General features: G+C 48.0%; 18 protein-coding genes. 4 read left to right on the plus strand and 14 right to left on the minus strand.

All coding sequences use genetic code 11. The annotated features are described in order from the left end of the window. The first annotated feature begins 11 nt into the window (after nt 1-11). Nucleotides 12-1,202 (plus strand): NRAMP family divalent metal transporter, encoded by a 1,191-nt coding sequence (locus tag EL309_RS03740; protein ID WP_004282679.1) that lies wholly within the window; start codon nt 12-14, stop codon nt 1,200-1,202. Nucleotides 1,203-1,397: 195 nt separating this feature from the next. Here the strand turns inward: EL309_RS03740 and trhP are convergent, their stop codons facing one another. The 4 genes from trhP to EL309_RS03755 all read right to left on the minus strand — a co-directional run bounded on the left by trhP (nt 1,398) and on the right by EL309_RS03755 (nt 4,316). After that, nucleotides 1,398-2,753 carry a prephenate-dependent tRNA uridine(34) hydroxylase TrhP gene (trhP, locus tag EL309_RS03745; RefSeq protein WP_004282678.1) on the minus strand — a complete coding sequence of 452 codons (1,356 nt, stop codon included), beginning with the start codon at nt 2,751-2,753 and terminating at the stop codon, nt 1,398-1,400. A gap of 95 nt (nt 2,754-2,848) precedes the next feature. Next, entirely contained in the window at nt 2,849-3,814 is a 966-nt protein-coding gene (locus EL309_RS03750) for a TraB/GumN family protein (RefSeq protein WP_004282677.1), read from the minus strand. Continuing rightward, nucleotides 3,811-3,966, minus strand: a complete 156-nt coding sequence (locus EL309_RS10665; protein WP_004282676.1) for a hypothetical protein — start codon at nt 3,964-3,966, stop codon at nt 3,811-3,813. Before EL309_RS10665 ends, EL309_RS03750 begins: the two co-directional genes overlap by 4 nt. After that, on the minus strand, nt 3,936-4,316 hold the full coding sequence (locus EL309_RS03755) for a hypothetical protein (RefSeq protein WP_004282675.1): 381 nt from the start codon (nt 4,314-4,316) through the stop codon (nt 3,936-3,938). The genes EL309_RS10665 and EL309_RS03755 overlap by 31 nt, the downstream gene beginning before the upstream one ends. Before the next feature lie 342 nt (nt 4,317-4,658). On the opposite strand from EL309_RS03755, the gene EL309_RS10670 reads away from it, so the two are divergent. Further along, nucleotides 4,659-4,808 carry a hypothetical protein gene (locus tag EL309_RS10670; RefSeq protein WP_004282673.1) on the plus strand — a complete coding sequence of 50 codons (150 nt, stop codon included), beginning with the start codon at nt 4,659-4,661 and terminating at the stop codon, nt 4,806-4,808. Between the two features lie 62 nt (nt 4,809-4,870). Here the strand turns inward: EL309_RS10670 and hflX are convergent, their stop codons facing one another. The 10 genes from hflX to EL309_RS03805 all read right to left on the minus strand — a co-directional run bounded on the left by hflX (nt 4,871) and on the right by EL309_RS03805 (nt 16,059). After that, nucleotides 4,871-6,046 (minus strand): GTPase HflX, encoded by a 1,176-nt coding sequence (gene hflX, locus EL309_RS03760; RefSeq protein ID WP_004282672.1) that lies wholly within the window; start codon nt 6,044-6,046, stop codon nt 4,871-4,873. A gap of 182 nt (nt 6,047-6,228) precedes the next feature. Further along, nucleotides 6,229-7,071, minus strand: a complete 843-nt coding sequence (locus EL309_RS03765) for a phosphatidylserine decarboxylase (RefSeq protein ID WP_004282671.1) — start codon at nt 7,069-7,071, stop codon at nt 6,229-6,231. A gap of 77 nt (nt 7,072-7,148) precedes the next feature. Beyond that, nucleotides 7,149-8,129, minus strand: a complete 981-nt coding sequence (locus EL309_RS03770; protein ID WP_004282670.1) for a glycosyltransferase family 52 — start codon at nt 8,127-8,129, stop codon at nt 7,149-7,151. Nucleotides 8,130-8,246: 117 nt separating this feature from the next. Next, entirely contained in the window at nt 8,247-9,299 is a 1,053-nt protein-coding gene (neuB, locus tag EL309_RS03775; RefSeq protein WP_004282669.1) for an N-acetylneuraminate synthase, read from the minus strand. A 7-nt stretch (nt 9,300-9,306) separates the two neighbouring features. Next, nucleotides 9,307-9,999: an acylneuraminate cytidylyltransferase family protein gene (locus EL309_RS03780; RefSeq protein WP_004282668.1), complete on the minus strand. Its 693-nt coding sequence runs from the start codon at nt 9,997-9,999 to the stop codon at nt 9,307-9,309. A 1-nt stretch (nt 10,000) separates the two neighbouring features. Then, the gene (gene neuC, locus EL309_RS03785) at nt 10,001-11,137 is read right to left on the minus strand and encodes a UDP-N-acetylglucosamine 2-epimerase (RefSeq protein ID WP_004285847.1); all 1,137 of its coding nucleotides are present in this window, start codon (nt 11,135-11,137) and stop codon (nt 10,001-10,003) included. Nucleotides 11,138-11,355: 218 nt separating this feature from the next. Then, nucleotides 11,356-12,804, minus strand: coding sequence for a dihydrolipoyl dehydrogenase (locus tag EL309_RS03790; protein WP_004282666.1), 1,449 nt, complete (start codon nt 12,802-12,804; stop codon nt 11,356-11,358). 210 nt (nt 12,805-13,014) lie between these two features. Beyond that, nucleotides 13,015-13,752: a glutathione peroxidase gene (locus EL309_RS03795; RefSeq protein WP_004282665.1), complete on the minus strand. Its 738-nt coding sequence runs from the start codon at nt 13,750-13,752 to the stop codon at nt 13,015-13,017. 301 nt (nt 13,753-14,053) lie between these two features. Then, entirely contained in the window at nt 14,054-14,863 is an 810-nt protein-coding gene (locus EL309_RS03800) for a 1-acylglycerol-3-phosphate O-acyltransferase (RefSeq protein WP_040669459.1), read from the minus strand. 203 nt (nt 14,864-15,066) lie between these two features. Further along, on the minus strand, nt 15,067-16,059 hold the full coding sequence (locus EL309_RS03805) for an ornithine carbamoyltransferase (RefSeq protein ID WP_004282662.1): 993 nt from the start codon (nt 16,057-16,059) through the stop codon (nt 15,067-15,069). A 354-nt stretch (nt 16,060-16,413) separates the two neighbouring features. On the opposite strand from EL309_RS03805, the gene EL309_RS03810 reads away from it, so the two are divergent. Both EL309_RS03810 and xth read left to right on the plus strand, forming a co-directional pair. Then, nucleotides 16,414-16,749, plus strand: coding sequence for an ArsR/SmtB family transcription factor (locus tag EL309_RS03810; RefSeq protein WP_004282661.1), 336 nt, complete (start codon nt 16,414-16,416; stop codon nt 16,747-16,749). Next, nucleotides 16,746-17,516, plus strand: coding sequence for an exodeoxyribonuclease III (gene xth, locus EL309_RS03815; protein ID WP_004282660.1), 771 nt, complete (start codon nt 16,746-16,748; stop codon nt 17,514-17,516). Before EL309_RS03810 ends, xth begins: the two co-directional genes overlap by 4 nt. The last annotated feature ends 6 nt before the right edge of the window (nt 17,517-17,522 follow it).

Consider the following 17,522-nt stretch of genomic DNA (forward strand, 5'->3'; position numbering starts at 1 on the left):
AGGAGAAAACAATGTCTTTAAACAACCGTAAAAGTGCTTTGGCAGGTGCGGCGTTCCTGATGGCCACTTCCGCCATCGGGCCGGGATTCCTGACCCAAACGGCCACTTTTACCCAAAGCCTGATGGCCAGCTTCGGCTTCGTGATCCTGATTTCCATTTTGTTGGACATCGGCGCACAGCTGAACATCTGGCGCATCATCACCGTAGCCGAAAAACGGGCGCAAGACATTGCCAATCAGGTTTTGCCCGGGGCGGGTTATTTTTTGGCCGCCTTAATCGTGATGGGCGGTCTGGCATTCAATATCGGCAACGTCGGCGGTGCCGGTTTGGGCTTGAACCTGCTGATCGGCATTTCTCCCGAAATGGGCGCCATTCTCAGCGGCTTGATTGCCATCGGTATTTTCCTGTTTAAAGAAGCCGGACGCGCCATGGACAGGCTGGCGCAAATTCTCGGCTTCATCATGATTGCGCTGACGGTTTTTGTCGCATGGAAAGCCTCTCCGCCCTTGGGCGAAGCTGCCGTACGTACATTTATTCCCGAAAAACTCGACGTAATCGCCATCGTTACACTGGTCGGCGGAACGGTCGGCGGCTACATTACCTTTGCCGGTGCACACCGTCTGCTGGACGCAGGTATCAAAGGCCGAGAATCTTTGCCCGAAGTAAACAAAAGCTCGGTTTCGGCCATTCTGATTGCATCCATCATGCGCGTTATCCTGTTTTTGGCCGTATTGGGCGTGGTATCGCAAGGCATAACGCTCGACCCGAAAAATCCGGCTTCCACACCGTTCGAATACATCGCCGGAAACTTCGGTCTGGTTATTTTCGGTGTGGTAATTTGGGCCGCCTCCATCACTTCGGTTATCGGTGCAGCCTATACTTCCGTATCGTTTATTTCCAGTTTCCACGCCTCCATCGAACAAAACCGCAACCGTTGGATTATCGGCTTCATCATCGTTTCCACTGCAGTCTTGGCCACCATCGGCCGTCCGGCGCAGGTATTGGTATTCGTAGGCACGCTCAACGGCCTGATTCTGCCGGTTTCACTGGGCTTGATTCTGCTGGCTGCCTATAAAACCAAAATCGTCGGCGACTACAAGCACCCGGCTTGGATGACGGTTTGCGGCATTATCGTGGTAATTTCCATGGCGGTATTGAGCGGCATGACCTTAATCAAATACATCAACGGCTTAATCGGTTAATCATTACCCCGATGATGTTCCGGCAATAGTAAGAGGCCGTCTGAAAATCTTCAGACGGCCTTTAGGTTTTTATCGGCAATATCATTTAAATAAACCCTATTAACAGCTTAATCGATGAATCCTTGCTCCAAATAATGTTCCGGCAATACAAAAGGCCGTCTGAAAATTTTCAGACGGCCTCATACGCTTAATCCGTTAAGGATTCATAATCCGCGCAACCAAAGCTTTTTCTTTACCCTGCATATTCGGGATTTTGACTTGAATGCCGTTGCCCGGTGCCACATCCACCGCTTCGCCTTTCCGCTCGATGGCTTCCAATACGATGGTTTGGTTGCCGCTCGGATGGATGATTTCCAAAGTATCGCCGACGGCAAAACGGTTTTTCACCTCGATGGTCGCCCAACCGTTTTCATCGATATCGACTGCCTGGCCGACATATTGGCTCTGCTTCGCCAAAGAATGGCCGTTCAAATAATTTTGATATTCTTGGGTTTGATGGCGCTCCAAAAAGCCTGAAGTATAACCGCGGTTTGCCAAACCTTCCAATTCTGCCAGCAAACCGTAATCAAACGGACGGCCTGCCACCGCATCGTCAATCGCTTTACGGTAAGACTGCGCCACGCGGGCAACGTAATAAATCGACTTGGTACGACCTTCGACTTTCAAACTGTCCACGCCGATTTCCGCCAGCTTCGCCACCTGCTCGATTGCACGCAAATCTTTCGAGTTCATGATATAAGTGCCGTGCTCGTCTTCCATAATCGGCATCAGCTCGCCCGGGCGGTTGGCTTCTTCAATCAGGAACACTTTGTTGGCTTCGGGATGGCGGACTTGACCGTTGATGCCTTCAAATGCAGAGTCCGCTTCTTCTTGGGCGCGGTTGAAATTAAAGCCCTGCAATAATTTTGCATCGCCCATTTCATCGGTTTCCGCATCATGCACTTTATAATCCCAGCGGCATGAATTGGTACAGGTTCCCTGATTGGGGTCGCGATGGTTGAAATAGCCCGACAGCAAACAACGGCCCGAGTAGGCAATACACAATGCACCGTGAACAAACACTTCCAGTTCGATATCCGGGCATTCTTGGCGGATTTCCGCAATTTCTTCCATCGACAGTTCGCGCGACAGGATAATGCGCTCCACCCCCATTTTCTGCCAGAATTTCACCCCCCAATAATTGGTGGTGTTGGCCTGCACGGAAAGGTGAATCGGCATATTCGGCCATTTTTCGCGAACCGTCATAATCAAACCCGGATCGGCCATAATCAGGGCGTCCGGATTCATCGCAATCAGCGGCTCCATATCGGCCACAAAGGTTTTCAGCTTGGAATTGTGCGGTAAGGTATTTACGGTCAGAAAGAATTTTTTACCGCGTGCATGCGCTTCCTGAATACCTTGTTCCAACACCGGCAATTTGGCAAATTCGTTGTTACGGGCGCGCAGCGAATAGCGCGGACTGCCGGCATAAACGGCATCGGCACCGTAGTCATAAGCGGCGCGCATACGCTCCAAGCCGCCGGCAGGAAGAAGAAGTTCGGGTGATTTCATAAGTTTCTTTATCGGATAAAACATTTCAGACGGCCTGATGAACAACAGGCCGTCTGAAATTACATTAGGTTTAAAACATTGAAATTATCCGCTTTTTATTGCGGATTTACAACCTCTGCAACCTGAAAAACCGTTTCCGCGCCCACAGGCTCTACGGCATATCCTGCCTGACGCAGATAGCTGATTAAGCCGTCTTTGCCGAACAAATGCGCCGCACCGACCGCAATCAAAACTTCTTCTTTCGGCAACAGCCTGTTCAAATGCCCCATCCACAAACGGTTGCGCTTTTTCAGCAGAATTTCATAAAAATAATGCGTCCAAAACGCATGATCCTGTTTATCGACGAAACGCATCTGCTTTTCAGAATCTTGAATATCGCGCCAAATCTTGCCGACCTGCTGCGTATGGTAATCGTCTATCAGCAGGATTTCTTCGCGCCACACATCTTCATGATGGCGGATAAAGCTGTCCACACCGCGCTGAATGACCTCTGCAGGAATTTTGGCCATATCCGCCATCGGTTCCACCGTTTCCAAAGCCACCACCGGCTTATCCGCTTTTTTCGCCTCGCCGATCAACAGGGCGTCAATACCCGTATCCAACGAATAACCCTTAGGCACAACCGCCGTATACAGTGAAATCCACGTTACCCACGGCTTCATATAATCGTTGCCGTCGATCTCAAAAGTGGTATTGCCTTTTGCCAACGCCGCCTGAAGCGCGGCTATCCTGTCACTGCCCAAAGATTCGGCCAAAGTCTGCTTGCTGCCCATCAAATTAAACAAAATCAAACGCTTCAACGGCGGCAGTTCATCAATATCATCGGCATCCGATTCCACCACCAACATCCGGCTTTGCGCCAAAGCCCGGGCATAATGTTGCGGCAGGGTTCCGTTTTCTTTTCCGAAATGAACCGTACCCAACAAATACGCACCCGGAATGTTTTTACCGCTGACTTTCCATAAAAATGTTTCCGCTTCAGGCAGATCTTGTGCCCAAACCGGTAAACAGAAACACATCAGCAAACACACCGAAACCCAACGGTAAAAACGATTTTTCATAACCATCCGCTTCCATCGACGGCAAACAGCTTCATACGAACCATTGAGCCGTCCACCTGATACACAAATTTCAGACGGCCTTTATTCCGATATAAAGGCCGTCTGAAAATATTACCGATACCTACCAACGATACCAGGGACGGTAAAACCACGGATGATAACCATCGTCCCAATACCGCCAACGGTAAGCCTGTTCCAGCTGCTGCTGGGAAATATAATTCTGCCAAGCCATACGGTAGCAAGCCTGGAACATCGAATCCGATGTTTTATCGACATATTTCAAGCGGAATGCCTGCCGCTCTTTTTCCGTCGCACCCGTATTGCCGTCAAAATGATCACGCAACAGCCGTGCCGTTTCCGTGTCGCACTGTGCCGCCAACGCCACCTGCAAATCCTGCTGCTGACGCAACGCCAAAGCCTCTCTGGCCATTTTTTGCTCCGGCGTGACCGCACAAGCCGTCAACCCGAGCAAAGCCAAACACACCCAACCAGTCAGTTTCATCACAGCTCCTTTCGTACTAAACCGCTTAAAACAACACCGATACAGGTTAGTAAGATAGCTCAGATAAAAATAAAATCCGTCCGGCCGGCAATATTTACAAACAAAAAAACAACATACCGGATAAATTTTATGCCACCTGAAAATGCCGAGCTTTCCATACCGTTTTCAGCCGGCAGCGCAAATCATCATACACCAATTAAGTATACTTGTATTGACAGTAACATATATTATTTTTATATTGTACTGAAAAGTAAAAAAACCTAACAAAAAATACATAAAAAAACGATTCACCAAACAACGGAAAAACTTTTTTATTCACTACAAACTCTTGCGGAGGCCGGAATGCTTAACCGTTTCGTACCCATCTTCGCCGTTATCGGCTTTTTATCCACCATCGGCTACTTAGGGCTGATTTTCTGGACTGTTTACAGCAGGCTGAAAAAATACCGTCATCCTGCGGTCTATAACCGTATCAATAATAAAACACACTAAGCCAAACACATACACGTAAAAAGGCCGTCTGAAATTTCAGACGGCCTCCGACCCTTTATTTCTTACTTTGACTGATTCTGCAGCTTAACGGCAACCGCCCGTTCAATCACTGCTTCCCGAAGCTGCGCCAAACCCAGCCCTTCCGTTACCGAAATATTGACTGCGGCGGCAACCCCTTCCGCATCACGCAGAATGCCCGGTGCCCGCGGCAAATCAGACGGCAAATCGATTTTGTTGTACACCACCAGCTGCGGCACTTTGTCTGCACCGATTTCTTTCAACACCAAATTTACATCGTCCATCTGCCGTTCAAAATCAGCATTGGACGCATCGACCACATGCAGCAAAACATCGGCCAAAGCCGTTTCTTCCAAAGTGGCCGAAAAAGCGGAAACCAATTTATGCGGCAAATCGCGGACAAAGCCGACCGTATCGGTCAGAATCACGCTGGCTTCGGGAGAAAGATACAGCCGCCGCGCCGTCGTGTCCAAAGTGGCGAAAAGCTGGTCTTTGGCCAACACATCCGCTTTGGTCAAACGGTTAAACAGGCTTGATTTGCCCGCATTGGTGTAGCCGACCAGAGCAAAAGTCGGCAATGCTCCCGACAAGCGCGATTTCCGTCGGGTTGCACGCTGCTTCTGCACGTTTTGCAGCTGTTTTTTCAATGCGGTAATTTTTTGACCGATCAAGCGGCGGTCGGTTTCCAACTGGGTTTCGCCCGGACCTTTTAAACCGATACCGCCCTTCTGGCTTTTCAGATGGCCGTAACCGCGCACTAGACGCCCGCTCAAATGCGTCAACTGCGCCAATTCGACCTGCAGCTTGCCTTCCTGCGACTGCGCCCGACGGGCAAAAATCGCCAGAATCAAACCGACGCGGTCCAACACCCGGCATTGCAGCGTTTTCTCCAAATTGCGCTCTTGGGTCGGGGTCAATTCATGGTTAAACACCACCAATTCGATTTCATGCCGAGCCACCGCATCGGCCAACTCCTCGGCCTTACCCGTACCGACAAACAGCGCAGTATGCGGCTTATCGCGCTTGGCCGTTTCAATATGCACCAAATCGCCGCCGGAAGCACGAACCAAATCCGCCGCTTCATCTAAGGCCGTCTGAAAAGAACGCTCCCGCGTTTCGTTCGCACCCGAAAAATCGGCACTCAACATCACGCCGACCAGCATAACCCGCTCGGGCTTTTCCAACGACTTATCCACTTGAAACAATGCCGGACCCGCCATAAAACCTTCTCCTATTTTTCAGACGGCCTTTTCAAACTTTCAGACGGCCTTATCCAAACACAAAGCCGCCCGACACACTTTATTTCACTGCCCAAACACAAAACCTGAAAAACAGGATTTATCGGCCATATAAACAAAAAAGGTTTTCAGGCCGTCTGAAAACCTTTTTAACGCTCGGAAAATTATTGCTTGCCGAACTCTTTTTCCACTGCCGCACGGACTTTGTCGGCAGAAGCTTCAATCTGTTCCTGTGCCACTTCGACACCCGTTTCTGCAACCGCATTCACACTTTCAACCGCTTCGGCTGCCGGTACGGCTGCGGCCGACGGCCGAACAACGGTTTCAACCTGGCTCTCTAGCGGTGACTGTTCCGGAGCAGTTAAAGGCAAGCGTGCCAAAATCGTGCTGCTGGCAGAAACTTTATCGCCAATCGCTACATTTGCCTGCGCGTCCAACGGCAGATAAACGTCTACGCGCGAACCGAAGCGGATAAAGCCGTAACGCTCGCCGCGCGCCAACGATTCGCCCGCTTTGGTGTAGCACAGAATGCGGCGTGCCACCAAACCGGCCACTTGGACAAACGTAACTTCCCTGCCGCTGCGCGTGGTTGCCAACACCGCATTGCGCTCGTTTTCTGTGCTGGCCTTATCCAAAGCGGCATTCACAAATTTACCGGCATTGTATTCGACACGGGTTACCGTACCGTCAATCGGAGAACGTTGCGAGTGGACGTTAAACACGTTCATAAATACGCTGATTTTCAAAGCATCGACATTGCGGTACGGGTCGCGTGCACGCTCAACCACCACGATACGTCCGTCTGCCGGACACAAAACGGCATCGGCATCTTGCGGAATGGGACGCGAAGGATCGCGGAAAAACTGCAGTGCAAACACCGTAAACACCCAAAAAGGCAGCGACCACCAGCCGGCACACGCCGTAACCAAAATACTCAGAATCAGGCCGCCGGTAATAAACGGCCAGCCTTCGCGCGCAATGATGGGATGCGGATAGAAACGGGGCATAGTTATGTCCTTATTGTTCATTCTATGGTTAATGGCACGATTATAGCCGATAACCCGGCAAAAGGATAACCGCCCACTCAAGCGGCTGTAATGTTTTCGCCGTCAAAACGCAAAGCTATCTGTCGAATTCCCGACTTCTCCAGAGCCTGATACACCTCGTCAACCGTCCGCTCCGGCAAAGCATAGTAGCGGTTTTCCAACCTAAAGCAAGTAACGCCGACATTCGGGATATGCTGCAAATGCAGGGCTGAAGAACTGAAAAAGGTATAAAGTTCAAATCCGACATCGGGATGCTGTTCGATTTGACCGATAATATAATCTTCTATCAGCAGCGGCGTATGGATGCACGGAATTTCAGACGGCATCTGCTGCTGTTCTCTCGGATGGGGAACGCAAGCCGTCATTCCGTATTGTGCAAACAGTTGCTGCAACATTTCATGATAGGCAAGCGGGGATTCGGTACTCAATATGCCCGGTTGGCTGACAAACAGTTTGCGCGTTTCTTTAACCGACTTATTTTTTTCAGACGGCCTCTTCCATAGTGTTAACGCTTCCAAAGGCTCGGCAATATTGCCCAAACCCGGATACAGCGTGTAATGTTTTGAAGAAAGTTTGCGCAGGGTTTCAACATTGTGTTTACCTTTTAGCCAATGACAAAACCGCTGCCATTTTCTGCGGCGCGGAGCTTTATACAGAAAACTGCCGGGACATAAATTGGCCGTACCGTCATCAAATGTTTCCAACACATCGAAATGCAGCTTCCTAATCAGCTCCTGCCCGAACGGCTCATGTATCGCACCGATGAGAACCGTTTGATAGTTTGAACGGGGAAGTGCTTTCAAACACGCCCTAACCGCTGCCTGCTCGTTCTGCCAACCGGATAAAATCCATTTGCTGCCGTATTGGTAATCGCCGACAAACTTCTCGTAATAAAAACAGATTTTCTCCGTCTCCACATGGCTTGCCATTACCAAATGAAATGTTTCATCCGGTTTTTTATTCATAATCTGCCGGGCAATCAACAGATGCAGAGGCGTAAACGCAATCACTAAATTCATTTGTATCTCTCCGGTTCAGGCAGAAACAGGGAAACAGTAAAACATTAAGCCCTAAAAATACGGCGCAGGATCAGCCGGATTCAAGGGCTTAGAATCTTATTTATCTGTCCGACCCGATCACTCTGCCACATCGGCTTTTTTCAACTGCGTGCCTTTGGGAATATCACGCGCTGCGGTTTTGCCGAATAAGACTTCATAATCACCGGCATTGAAATCCCCCGTTCCCGGACGTTTGACCCACAGATTTTCCGCCGTAAACACTTCGCCTTGACGGATTTCCTTATCGGCCACCACAGAAGCAAACGCAAAATCTTTAGTCGGTTTTTCGCCTGCGATTACCGTATCTTTTCTGCCGCCGCGTGCTTTCTTCAAAATACCGGCACCCTGCTTCAGCTCTTGAAATGCCTGCGGATCCATCGAACATACGATATCCGGCCCGGGGCGGTTCATATGGTCGGTAAAATGACGTTCCAGAATACTTGCTCCCAATGCAACGGCTCCCAAACAGGCGTAATTGTCCAAAGTATGGTCAGACAGCCCGACAACCGCATCGGGAAAAGCTTGAGCCAATTCAGTCATCGCTCCCAAGCGTACGTCTTCGTAAGGTGTAGGATAAATGTTGGTACAGTGCAGTAAAGCATAAGGCACGCCTGCTTCACGGATAATGTCCACTGACTTACGGATACTCTCAACCGTATTCATACCGGTAGACAGGATAATCGGCTTGCCAAATGATGCGATTAATTTAATCAGCGGATAGTTATTGCACTCCCCCGAGCCGATTTTATAAGCGGGAATATCCATTTTCTGCAAACGCAGCGCAGCCGCACGGGAAAACGGCGTACTGATGAAAATCATGCCCTTCGATTCGACATATTCTTTCAGTTTGATTTCATCTTCCTCGCTGAGCGCACACCGTTCCATAATTTCATAAATCGAAACGTCGGCATTACCCGGAATCACCTGCTTGGCCTCATCAGACATCTCGTCTTCCACCACATGGGTTTGATGCTTGATGATTTCCGCACCGGCTCGATGTGCCGCATCCACCATCTCAAAAGCCGTCTGCAGCGAACCTTCGTGGTTAATGCCGATTTCGCAAATAATCAAAGGCTCGTGCATAGCACCCACGCTGCGATGGCCGATTTTGAATTCGTTTTGGTTATTCATAAAAAATTTATCCTTTTTGTTGCAATATCCGTTCCGCCCGCTGCAAATCCGCTTCCACATCGATATCGACGGAATCTTCGGCCGACATGGGATAAAAATGCAAAGGCTGTGCAAAAAAATGACGGTTTTGCAATAATGTTTCGATATCGTTGATGTAAACGGCACCGTTCGGCCGATACGCTTTAGGCAGCTGCTGGCGTGCCTGTTCGAGATCCGGCCAACTGCCGACCGGATAATATTGTCCGGTTTCTGAAAGCAGAAGCATTTTCAAGGGATGGTGTTCCGCTTCGCAAACCGACACCACCGCTCCTTGGTCTCCAAATTGTCTGAATAATGTAAAAGCTTCACGGATGTGGTTTGCGTTTCGTAACGGACTGGTCGGCTGCAGCAAAGTTACCGAGCCCGATTCAGCCGCCAATGCTTCCAAAACATGGATTACGCCTGAAATCGAGCTGGCATGGTCATCGGATAATTCAGACGGCCTCATTAGTGTTTCCGCACCGTATTTGGCAGCTTCTTCCAGTATATCCGCACCGTCACTCGACACAATAATCCTGTCAAAACACGCCGACTCCACAGCCGCCGAGACCGCCCGCCCCACTAAAGACAGCCCGCCGACCTGTCTCAGGTTTTTCAACGGCAGGCCTTTGGAATGACGCCGTGCCAAAATCACGGCAATATTTTGTTCGGACAACTTCATTTTAAAATCTATCTATAAATTGTTTTTGCGCCGGTGTGGACCAAAGCTCGGGTAACAACATCACTTCTTTAAAGCGCTCAACGCTGCTTTTCCCGTTTCCGCCTTGAAAAGTATGGTCCGGCTCGCTCCTGCGGCAATGTCCGGCCTGTCTGACGGCATTCAAAATTTGTGCTTTTTCATAACCGCTGTGAATAATCGAGCTGCCCGAATGGCGGTTACGCTGCCGCGTTCCGACATCTATGCTGGGAATGCCGTATAAAGGTGCTTCCCTGATGCCCGCGCTGGAATTGCCGATGATAAATTCGGCGTGCTTCAACAACACCAAGAAAAACTCGAAACGCAACGATGGGAAAATTTTCCATTTCGGCGATTTGATTTTACCCAACTCCGCTTGGATATATTCGGTTCCCAAATCATTATTCGGATAGATGGCAATAATGTTTTTCCCGCTCTCCTGCAAAGCTTCAAAATACATCTGGGCATGATACGCCGTCCGCTCCACTTCAGTCGTAACGGGGTGGAAAATCGAAATACCGTACTGCTCGAATTCAATACCGTAATGCTGCTTTGCCGCAGCCAGAGAAGGCAGCTTATCTTCGTTCATTACATCCAAATCCGGCGAACCGATGATATGTATGTTTTCCTTTTTCTCGCCCAATTGCACCAAACGCCCGACGGCCTGCTCGTTGGCAACCAAATGCAGATGGGAAAGCTTGGTAACGGCATGGCGTATGGAATCGTCTATCGTTCCAGACACTTCGCCGCCTTCGATATGACAGACCAGACAGTTATTCAACGCACCGACCGAAGCCCCGGCCAACGCCTCCACGCGATCGCCGTGTATGATAATCATGTCGGGCCGCAATTCTTCGACCAATCTGGAAATCAAAGAAACCGTATTGCCCAACACCATACTCATAGAATCATTTTGCGTTTGATTCGATAATAAATAATAGTGTTTGTATTTCTCTTGAATCACTTCGTGATAAGTGTAGCCATATGTTTTCAACATATGCATACCGGTTATCACCAAATGCATTTCAAAGTCAGAATGCTGCTCCAAGAACGCCAGTAACGGCTTAAGTTTGCCAAAATCAGCTCTTGTTCCGGTAATACAAAGAATTTTTTTCTTCGGCATCAATATTCCAACATAGACAAATTCACCCACAAACGAAAACGGGGATATTCCGCTATCCCCATTTTTGCAACTCAATAACCATTGATCGAAATTATAAACCAAATAAGCATTAAAGCAATCTACAGCATAAGATTTATTTGACATATACAAATAGGCCGTCTGAAATTTCAGACGGCCTCAATACGTTTATTCCTTATCAAACTTCATCTCGAAGATGTTTACTCTCCGGGGCACTCGGAACAATCGCTATGCTTGGTACCCAAATTCAATTTGGCCATGACGTCACGCAATGCCGTACGCAAACCTTCCTCGATAACCGGATGATAGAAAGGCATATCCAGCATTTGCGGAATCGTCATTTTCTGTTGGTGCGCCCATGCCAGCAAATGTGCCAAATGTTCGGCTGCCGGGCCCACAATTTCCGCGCCGATGAATCTTCCGGTACCGTGTTCGGCATAAACGCGCATATGTCCTTTGTTTACCAACATCACACGGCTTCGGCCTTGATTGCGGAAGGATACCTCGCCGACTGCCACACAATCGGCAAAGTTTTTATACCGTGCCTGTACCTGAACAAATTTCAAACCGACGGAAGCAATTTGCGGGCTGGTAAACACCACACCGATCACGCTTCGGCGCAAGCCGGGTTGAATATCCGGGTAACGGCCCGCATTGTCACCGGCAATCTTGCCCTGATCGCTGGCCTCATGCAGCAAAGGCAGCTGATTAGACGCATCACCGGCGATAAAGATATGCGGAATACTGGTCTGCATGGTTAACGGATGGGATTTCGGCACACCCCTTTCGTCCAAATCGATATTCAGGTTTTCCAAACCGATTTTATCCACATTCGGCGTGCGGCCGATGGCTGCCAACAGATATTGCGCCGTGAAACTGTGGTTTTGGCCGTCCTCAACCCAAGTAACTTCAACATCACCGTTTTCATTCAAACACGTTGTCGTAACCGCATCCAAATGCAAAGACAACTCTTCACCGAATACCGTCTTGGCTTCTTCCAAAACTACCGGATCGCTAATGCCGCCCAAAGCGCCGCCACGACCGAAAATATGCACTTTAACACCCAAACGGTGCAACGCTTGCCCCAATTCCAAACCGATAACGCCCGGACCGAACACGGCAACGCTTTCCGGCAAAGTATCCCATGAGAATACATCGTCATTGATAATCAGACGGTCACCCAACTCCTGCCATTGCGGCAAAATAATCGGACGCGAGCCGGTTGCAATCACAATGCGTTCGGCTTTAATTTGGGTATGGTCGTCAACCTGAACAGTATGCTCATCGATAAATTTAGCCGCACCCATAATGCGCTTGTCTGCAGGCCATTCTTCTACGTCACCCACCACAAAACCGACAAAACGATCACGCTCGAATTTCACTCGATCCATTACCGCTTTACCGTCGACAGTTACACTGTTTTTATCGACATGCACGCCAAACGGCTCGGTATGCAAGGCATGATGACGTGCTTCCGACGCGGCAATCAATAGTTTTGAAGGCATACAGCCTACACGGGCGCAAGTAGTTCCGAATACATGGCTTTCAACCAAATATACATTGTCGGTATGCAAACGCGCATTACGAAATGCACCCATACCGGCCGTACCGCCGCCGATTACGACAACATCAGCTTGAATCTGTTTCATATCGCTTTTTCCTTCTTCAATTTATCCGTTGATATTAATTTCGAGAGATCCGCAAAACTACTCAAATATTGTTTCTTCGGAAAAACATTATTTGAACAGTCTTCAATCCTTTCCTGAAACTCGGTCAGCTATGTCTATATAGAAAGGCTGCTATATAAGCAGCCTTATCAGTTTGAACCGATTTTACACTTAAACCGATTTTACAGAGAATCAGTTAGCCGCCAAATAGGCTTCCAACTCTTCGCTGCCACCGATGTATTTACCGCCGATAAACACTTGGGGAGCAGTGGTTTTACCGGTAATCGCACGAACCGAAACGGTAGTCGCATCTTTGCCCAAAACGATTTCTTCGTAAGACAAACCTTTATCTTCCAGCGCTTGTTTGGCTTTGGCGCAGAATTGGCAACCGGGCTTGGTAAATACGGCAATAGACTCTTGCTCTTTCCAGCTCGGATCTACGAATTTCAACATGGTATCGGCATCGGAAACTTCAAACGGATCGCCTTCTTTTTCCGGCTCGATAAACATTTTTTCGATTTTGCCGTCGTTAACCAGCATTGAATAACGCCAAGAACGGTCACCGAAGCCCAAACCTTCTTTGCTTACCAACATGCCCATGCCTTTGGTAAATTCGCCGTTACCATCAGGTACAACGATAATGTTTTCAGCTTCTTGGTCAGCCAACCATGCGTTCATTACGAAAGTATCGTTTACAGATACGCACAAAATGCTGTCTACGCCGCGTGCTTTAAACTCTTTAGCCAACTCGTTGTAGCGTGGCAAGTGGGTAGAAGAACAAGTAGGAGTAAACGCACCCGGCAGAGAGAATACAACTACTTTCTTACCTTTGAACAAATCATCGGTAGAAACATCTTTCCAAGAATCACCGGCACGGGTGTGGAATACTACGCTCGGTACTTGTTGACCTGTACGATCTACTAAAGCCATTTTTTTCTCCTGATGGATTGATTAAAGTGGGTGATTAAACTTAAACTGCGTTATTATAGCCCATCCTTTTAACACTTGGATAAGCCATTAATAATCTAAATATCTGCTATAAATATAATCTACCGTAAAAACATATTTATTCAAAACAAACTATATTCTGATGCCGACATAACTATTTGAATATATAAAGCCATCGGCAAACTATCCAACGCCCTTTACTGAAATTTACACTCACACATAAATCATAAATATAGATAAAAGGCCGTCTGAAAATTTCAGACGGCCTTTTATCTTACATTAATTATATGTTTACGCCCAACCGGTTGTTTCCGTTTTCTACAGCCGGACTGTCTTCCAAAACTTTTTGCTGAACAAAATTTTCTGCCAAATCCTTCAATTCATAGCGGTCCAAACCATTATTTTCCAACGTATGAATCAGCGGAGCAAAATCCATCTTAACCGTCAATTCATTCAAGGAAACGATCCGCCACAATGTTGCAAAAAGATTGGCCTTACCTGCGTAAGAAGGCTCTGCCGTTCTCCTGCCGGAGCAATCATAATAACGCAATGCCACCGCCTGAACCGGCGCACTGGCATCTATCGCCGATTGAAACAATGCGGCCTTAAACGGCAAAACGGTTTCTCCCGACGACGTTTTCGCTTCAGGAAAAAAGCTGACATTCTGTCCGTTTTTCAAAGCAGCAGTAATGGCCTGATTAATCGGCTCGACATCTTTGCGAGAATTGCGGTTAATAAAAATCGTACCGGCATTGCGCCCCATTTTTCCGAAAACCGGCCACGAGCTGATTTCTTTTTTTGCAATAAAACTGCTTGGATACACGGCACTCATAGCAAAAATATCCAACCATGAAACATGGTTCGACACCACCAAGACCCCGCTTTCCACTAAGCCTTCCTTCAGCCCGGACGATTCGATACGGATATCCAGAGCAGTCAGCGCACTTCTTCCTAAATGCAAAAGTGCCTCATTCCGCTGCATCTCGTTGCAACCGTTCAAGCGGCTGAGATTGCGGCAGGTCTTCACCAACCAAACAGCCAAACGGCTGATTCGTGTCAAGCGGATAAAAATAGGGGCTTTATTAACGGACATCTCATTCATTTTGCCAACAAAAGAAGCGCTATACTACCGACATTTATTCTGCACGCCAAGTTTTCAAATACTGCAAAACCAAGATTTTCAGACGGCCTTTTCAAAAGCAATACAAATAAAAACAAATCATCACCCAACCATTTACCATAGAAAACAAAAAGGCTGTTTATCCTATTGGATAAACAGCCTTTTATTCCGATACATCAGCCTAGCAAAGCCACCAAAACCGCTTTGATAGTATGCATACGGTTTTCCGCCTGATCAAACACAATCGACGCTTCGCTTTCAAACACATCTTCGGTCACTTCCACGCCGTCCAAGCCGAAAGTTTGGTAAATCCATTCTCCGACTTTAGTTTCACGGTTGTGGAATGCAGGCAGGCAGTGCATAAATTTCACATTCGGATTACCCGAAGCAGCCATCAATGCCTTATTGACTTGGAACGGTTTGAGCAAACTGATGCGCTCTTTCCACACTTCTTCAGGCTCGCCCATAGAAACCCAAACATCTGTATGAATATAATCGACGCCGCGTACCGCTTCTTCAGCATTGTCCGTCAACAAAATGCGCGCACCGCTGGTTTTGGCGATTCGTTTTGCTTCCGCAATCAGATTTTCAGACGGCCACAAATGTTTAGGCGCACCGATACGCACATCCATACCCAAAACCGCGCCAATCAGAAGCAACGAATTACCCATGTTGTAACGCGCATCGCCCACATAGGCATACACAATATCTTTCAAAGGCTTATTACAATGTTCGCGCATGGTTAACACGTCTGCCAGCATTTGCGTAGGGTGAAATTCATCCGTCAAACCGTTAAATACCGGTACGCCGGCATACTTGGCCAGTTCTTCCACGATCTCCTGACCGAAACCGCGATACTCGATACCGTCATACATACGGCCCAATACGCGGGCGGTATCTTTGATACTTTCCTTATGCCCGATTTGACTGCCGCTCGGTTCCAGATACGTCACACCGGCACCTTGGTCTCTGGCCGCCACTTCAAAAGCGCAACGGGTACGGGTAGAGGTTTTTTCAAAAATCAAAGCAATATTTTTGCCTTTTAATTTCTGCTCTTCCCTGCCGGCCTTTTTCGCCGCCTTCAGTTCCGCAGCCAAATCCAACAGATAATGGATTTCTTCGGCAGAATAATCCAACAGCTTCAAAAAATGACGGTTATTCAAAATCATAGTCTTCTTTTCATCCTTTGCAATACAAAACAGAAACCGGAAAACCGAAAATAGCAAGCTGCCGCAACGGGCAGACTTTAAAACAGCTAAATAATCATTCTATAATAAAACGGCAATGTTTAGGAGGTAACATATGCCGTTCAAACCCGGCACACTCTCCCTTTTTTCCGTTATCCAAACCATAAGGCCGTCTGAAAATCCAAACCTACTTTTACAGACGGCATCAATAATTTCAACTTAAAAATCATTCATTCATGATATTTGATATTATAATTACTTAAATTACCGTATGATGAAACGGTAAATATCCATAACAATATCTTACAAACCACTTAAAAACATACAAAAACAACCATGACACAAAACCACATTCACAAATTGCTTCCCCATACCAAGCAAATCTCTTCATTATTTAAATCAATTTCCAATCCGCACCGTTTTATGATTTTATGCCTACTGGCAGAAAGCGAAAAAAACGTCAGCGAACTCATGCAGGAAATCGGTATCAACCAAACGGCAATATCCAATCATCTGGCCAAGCTGCGCAGCGAAGGGTTGGTTGATTTCACACGCTACCACCGCGTTTTACAATACCGCATCCTATCTCCGGAAATCACCCGGCTGCTGCTGGCCCTGCAAGGTATCTACTGCCCCGTTACCGAACCTGCTCAAGCAATGGAAAAAATATGAAAATCGCAACTTGGAACGTCAACTCATTAAACGTACGCCTGCCGCAAGTGCAAGACTGGCTGCAGCAGCACCAACCCGATATCCTGGTTTTACAGGAACTGAAACTGGATCAAGACAAATACCCGGCCGCCACTTTTCAAATGAGCGGCTGGCAAACAGTTTGGAGCGGCCAAAAAACCTACAACGGTGTGGCCGTTATCAGTAAAAACACTCCTGAAGACGTGCACACCGGATTGCCTGGCCTGCCCGACGACCCGCAACGCCGCGTGATTGCAGCTACCATTAACGGCGTGCGTGTCGTCAATGTTTACTGCGTCAACGGCGAAGCCTTAGACAGTCCGAAATTCCAATATAAAGAACAATGGTTTGCCGCACTAACCGACTTCATTCGAGATGAAATGGGCAAACATGAGAAATTGGTTTTGCTGGGCGATTTCAATATCGCTCCCGCTGATGAAGACTGCTACGATCCGGTAAAATGGCACGAAAAAATCCATTGCTCCGCCATCGAGCGTTCGTGGTTTCAAAAACTGCTGGATTTAGGTTTAACCGACAGCCTGCGCCATATCCACCCCGACGGCGCACACTACACATGGTGGGATTACCGCGGTGCCATGTTCCAACGCAAACAAGGCCTGCGTATCGACCATATTTTGGTTACACCGGCTATGCGCGATGCCCTGACGAACGTTACCGTTGATTTGAAAACACGCGCACTGGAACGCCCGAGCGACCACGCTCCGGTTTATGCCGAATTTACCTTCTAATCCGAC

Origin of the sequence: Neisseria weaveri, assembly GCF_900638685.1 — a bacterium.
In the GTDB taxonomy this organism is placed as follows: Bacteria; Pseudomonadota; Gammaproteobacteria; order Burkholderiales; family Neisseriaceae; genus Neisseria; species Neisseria weaveri.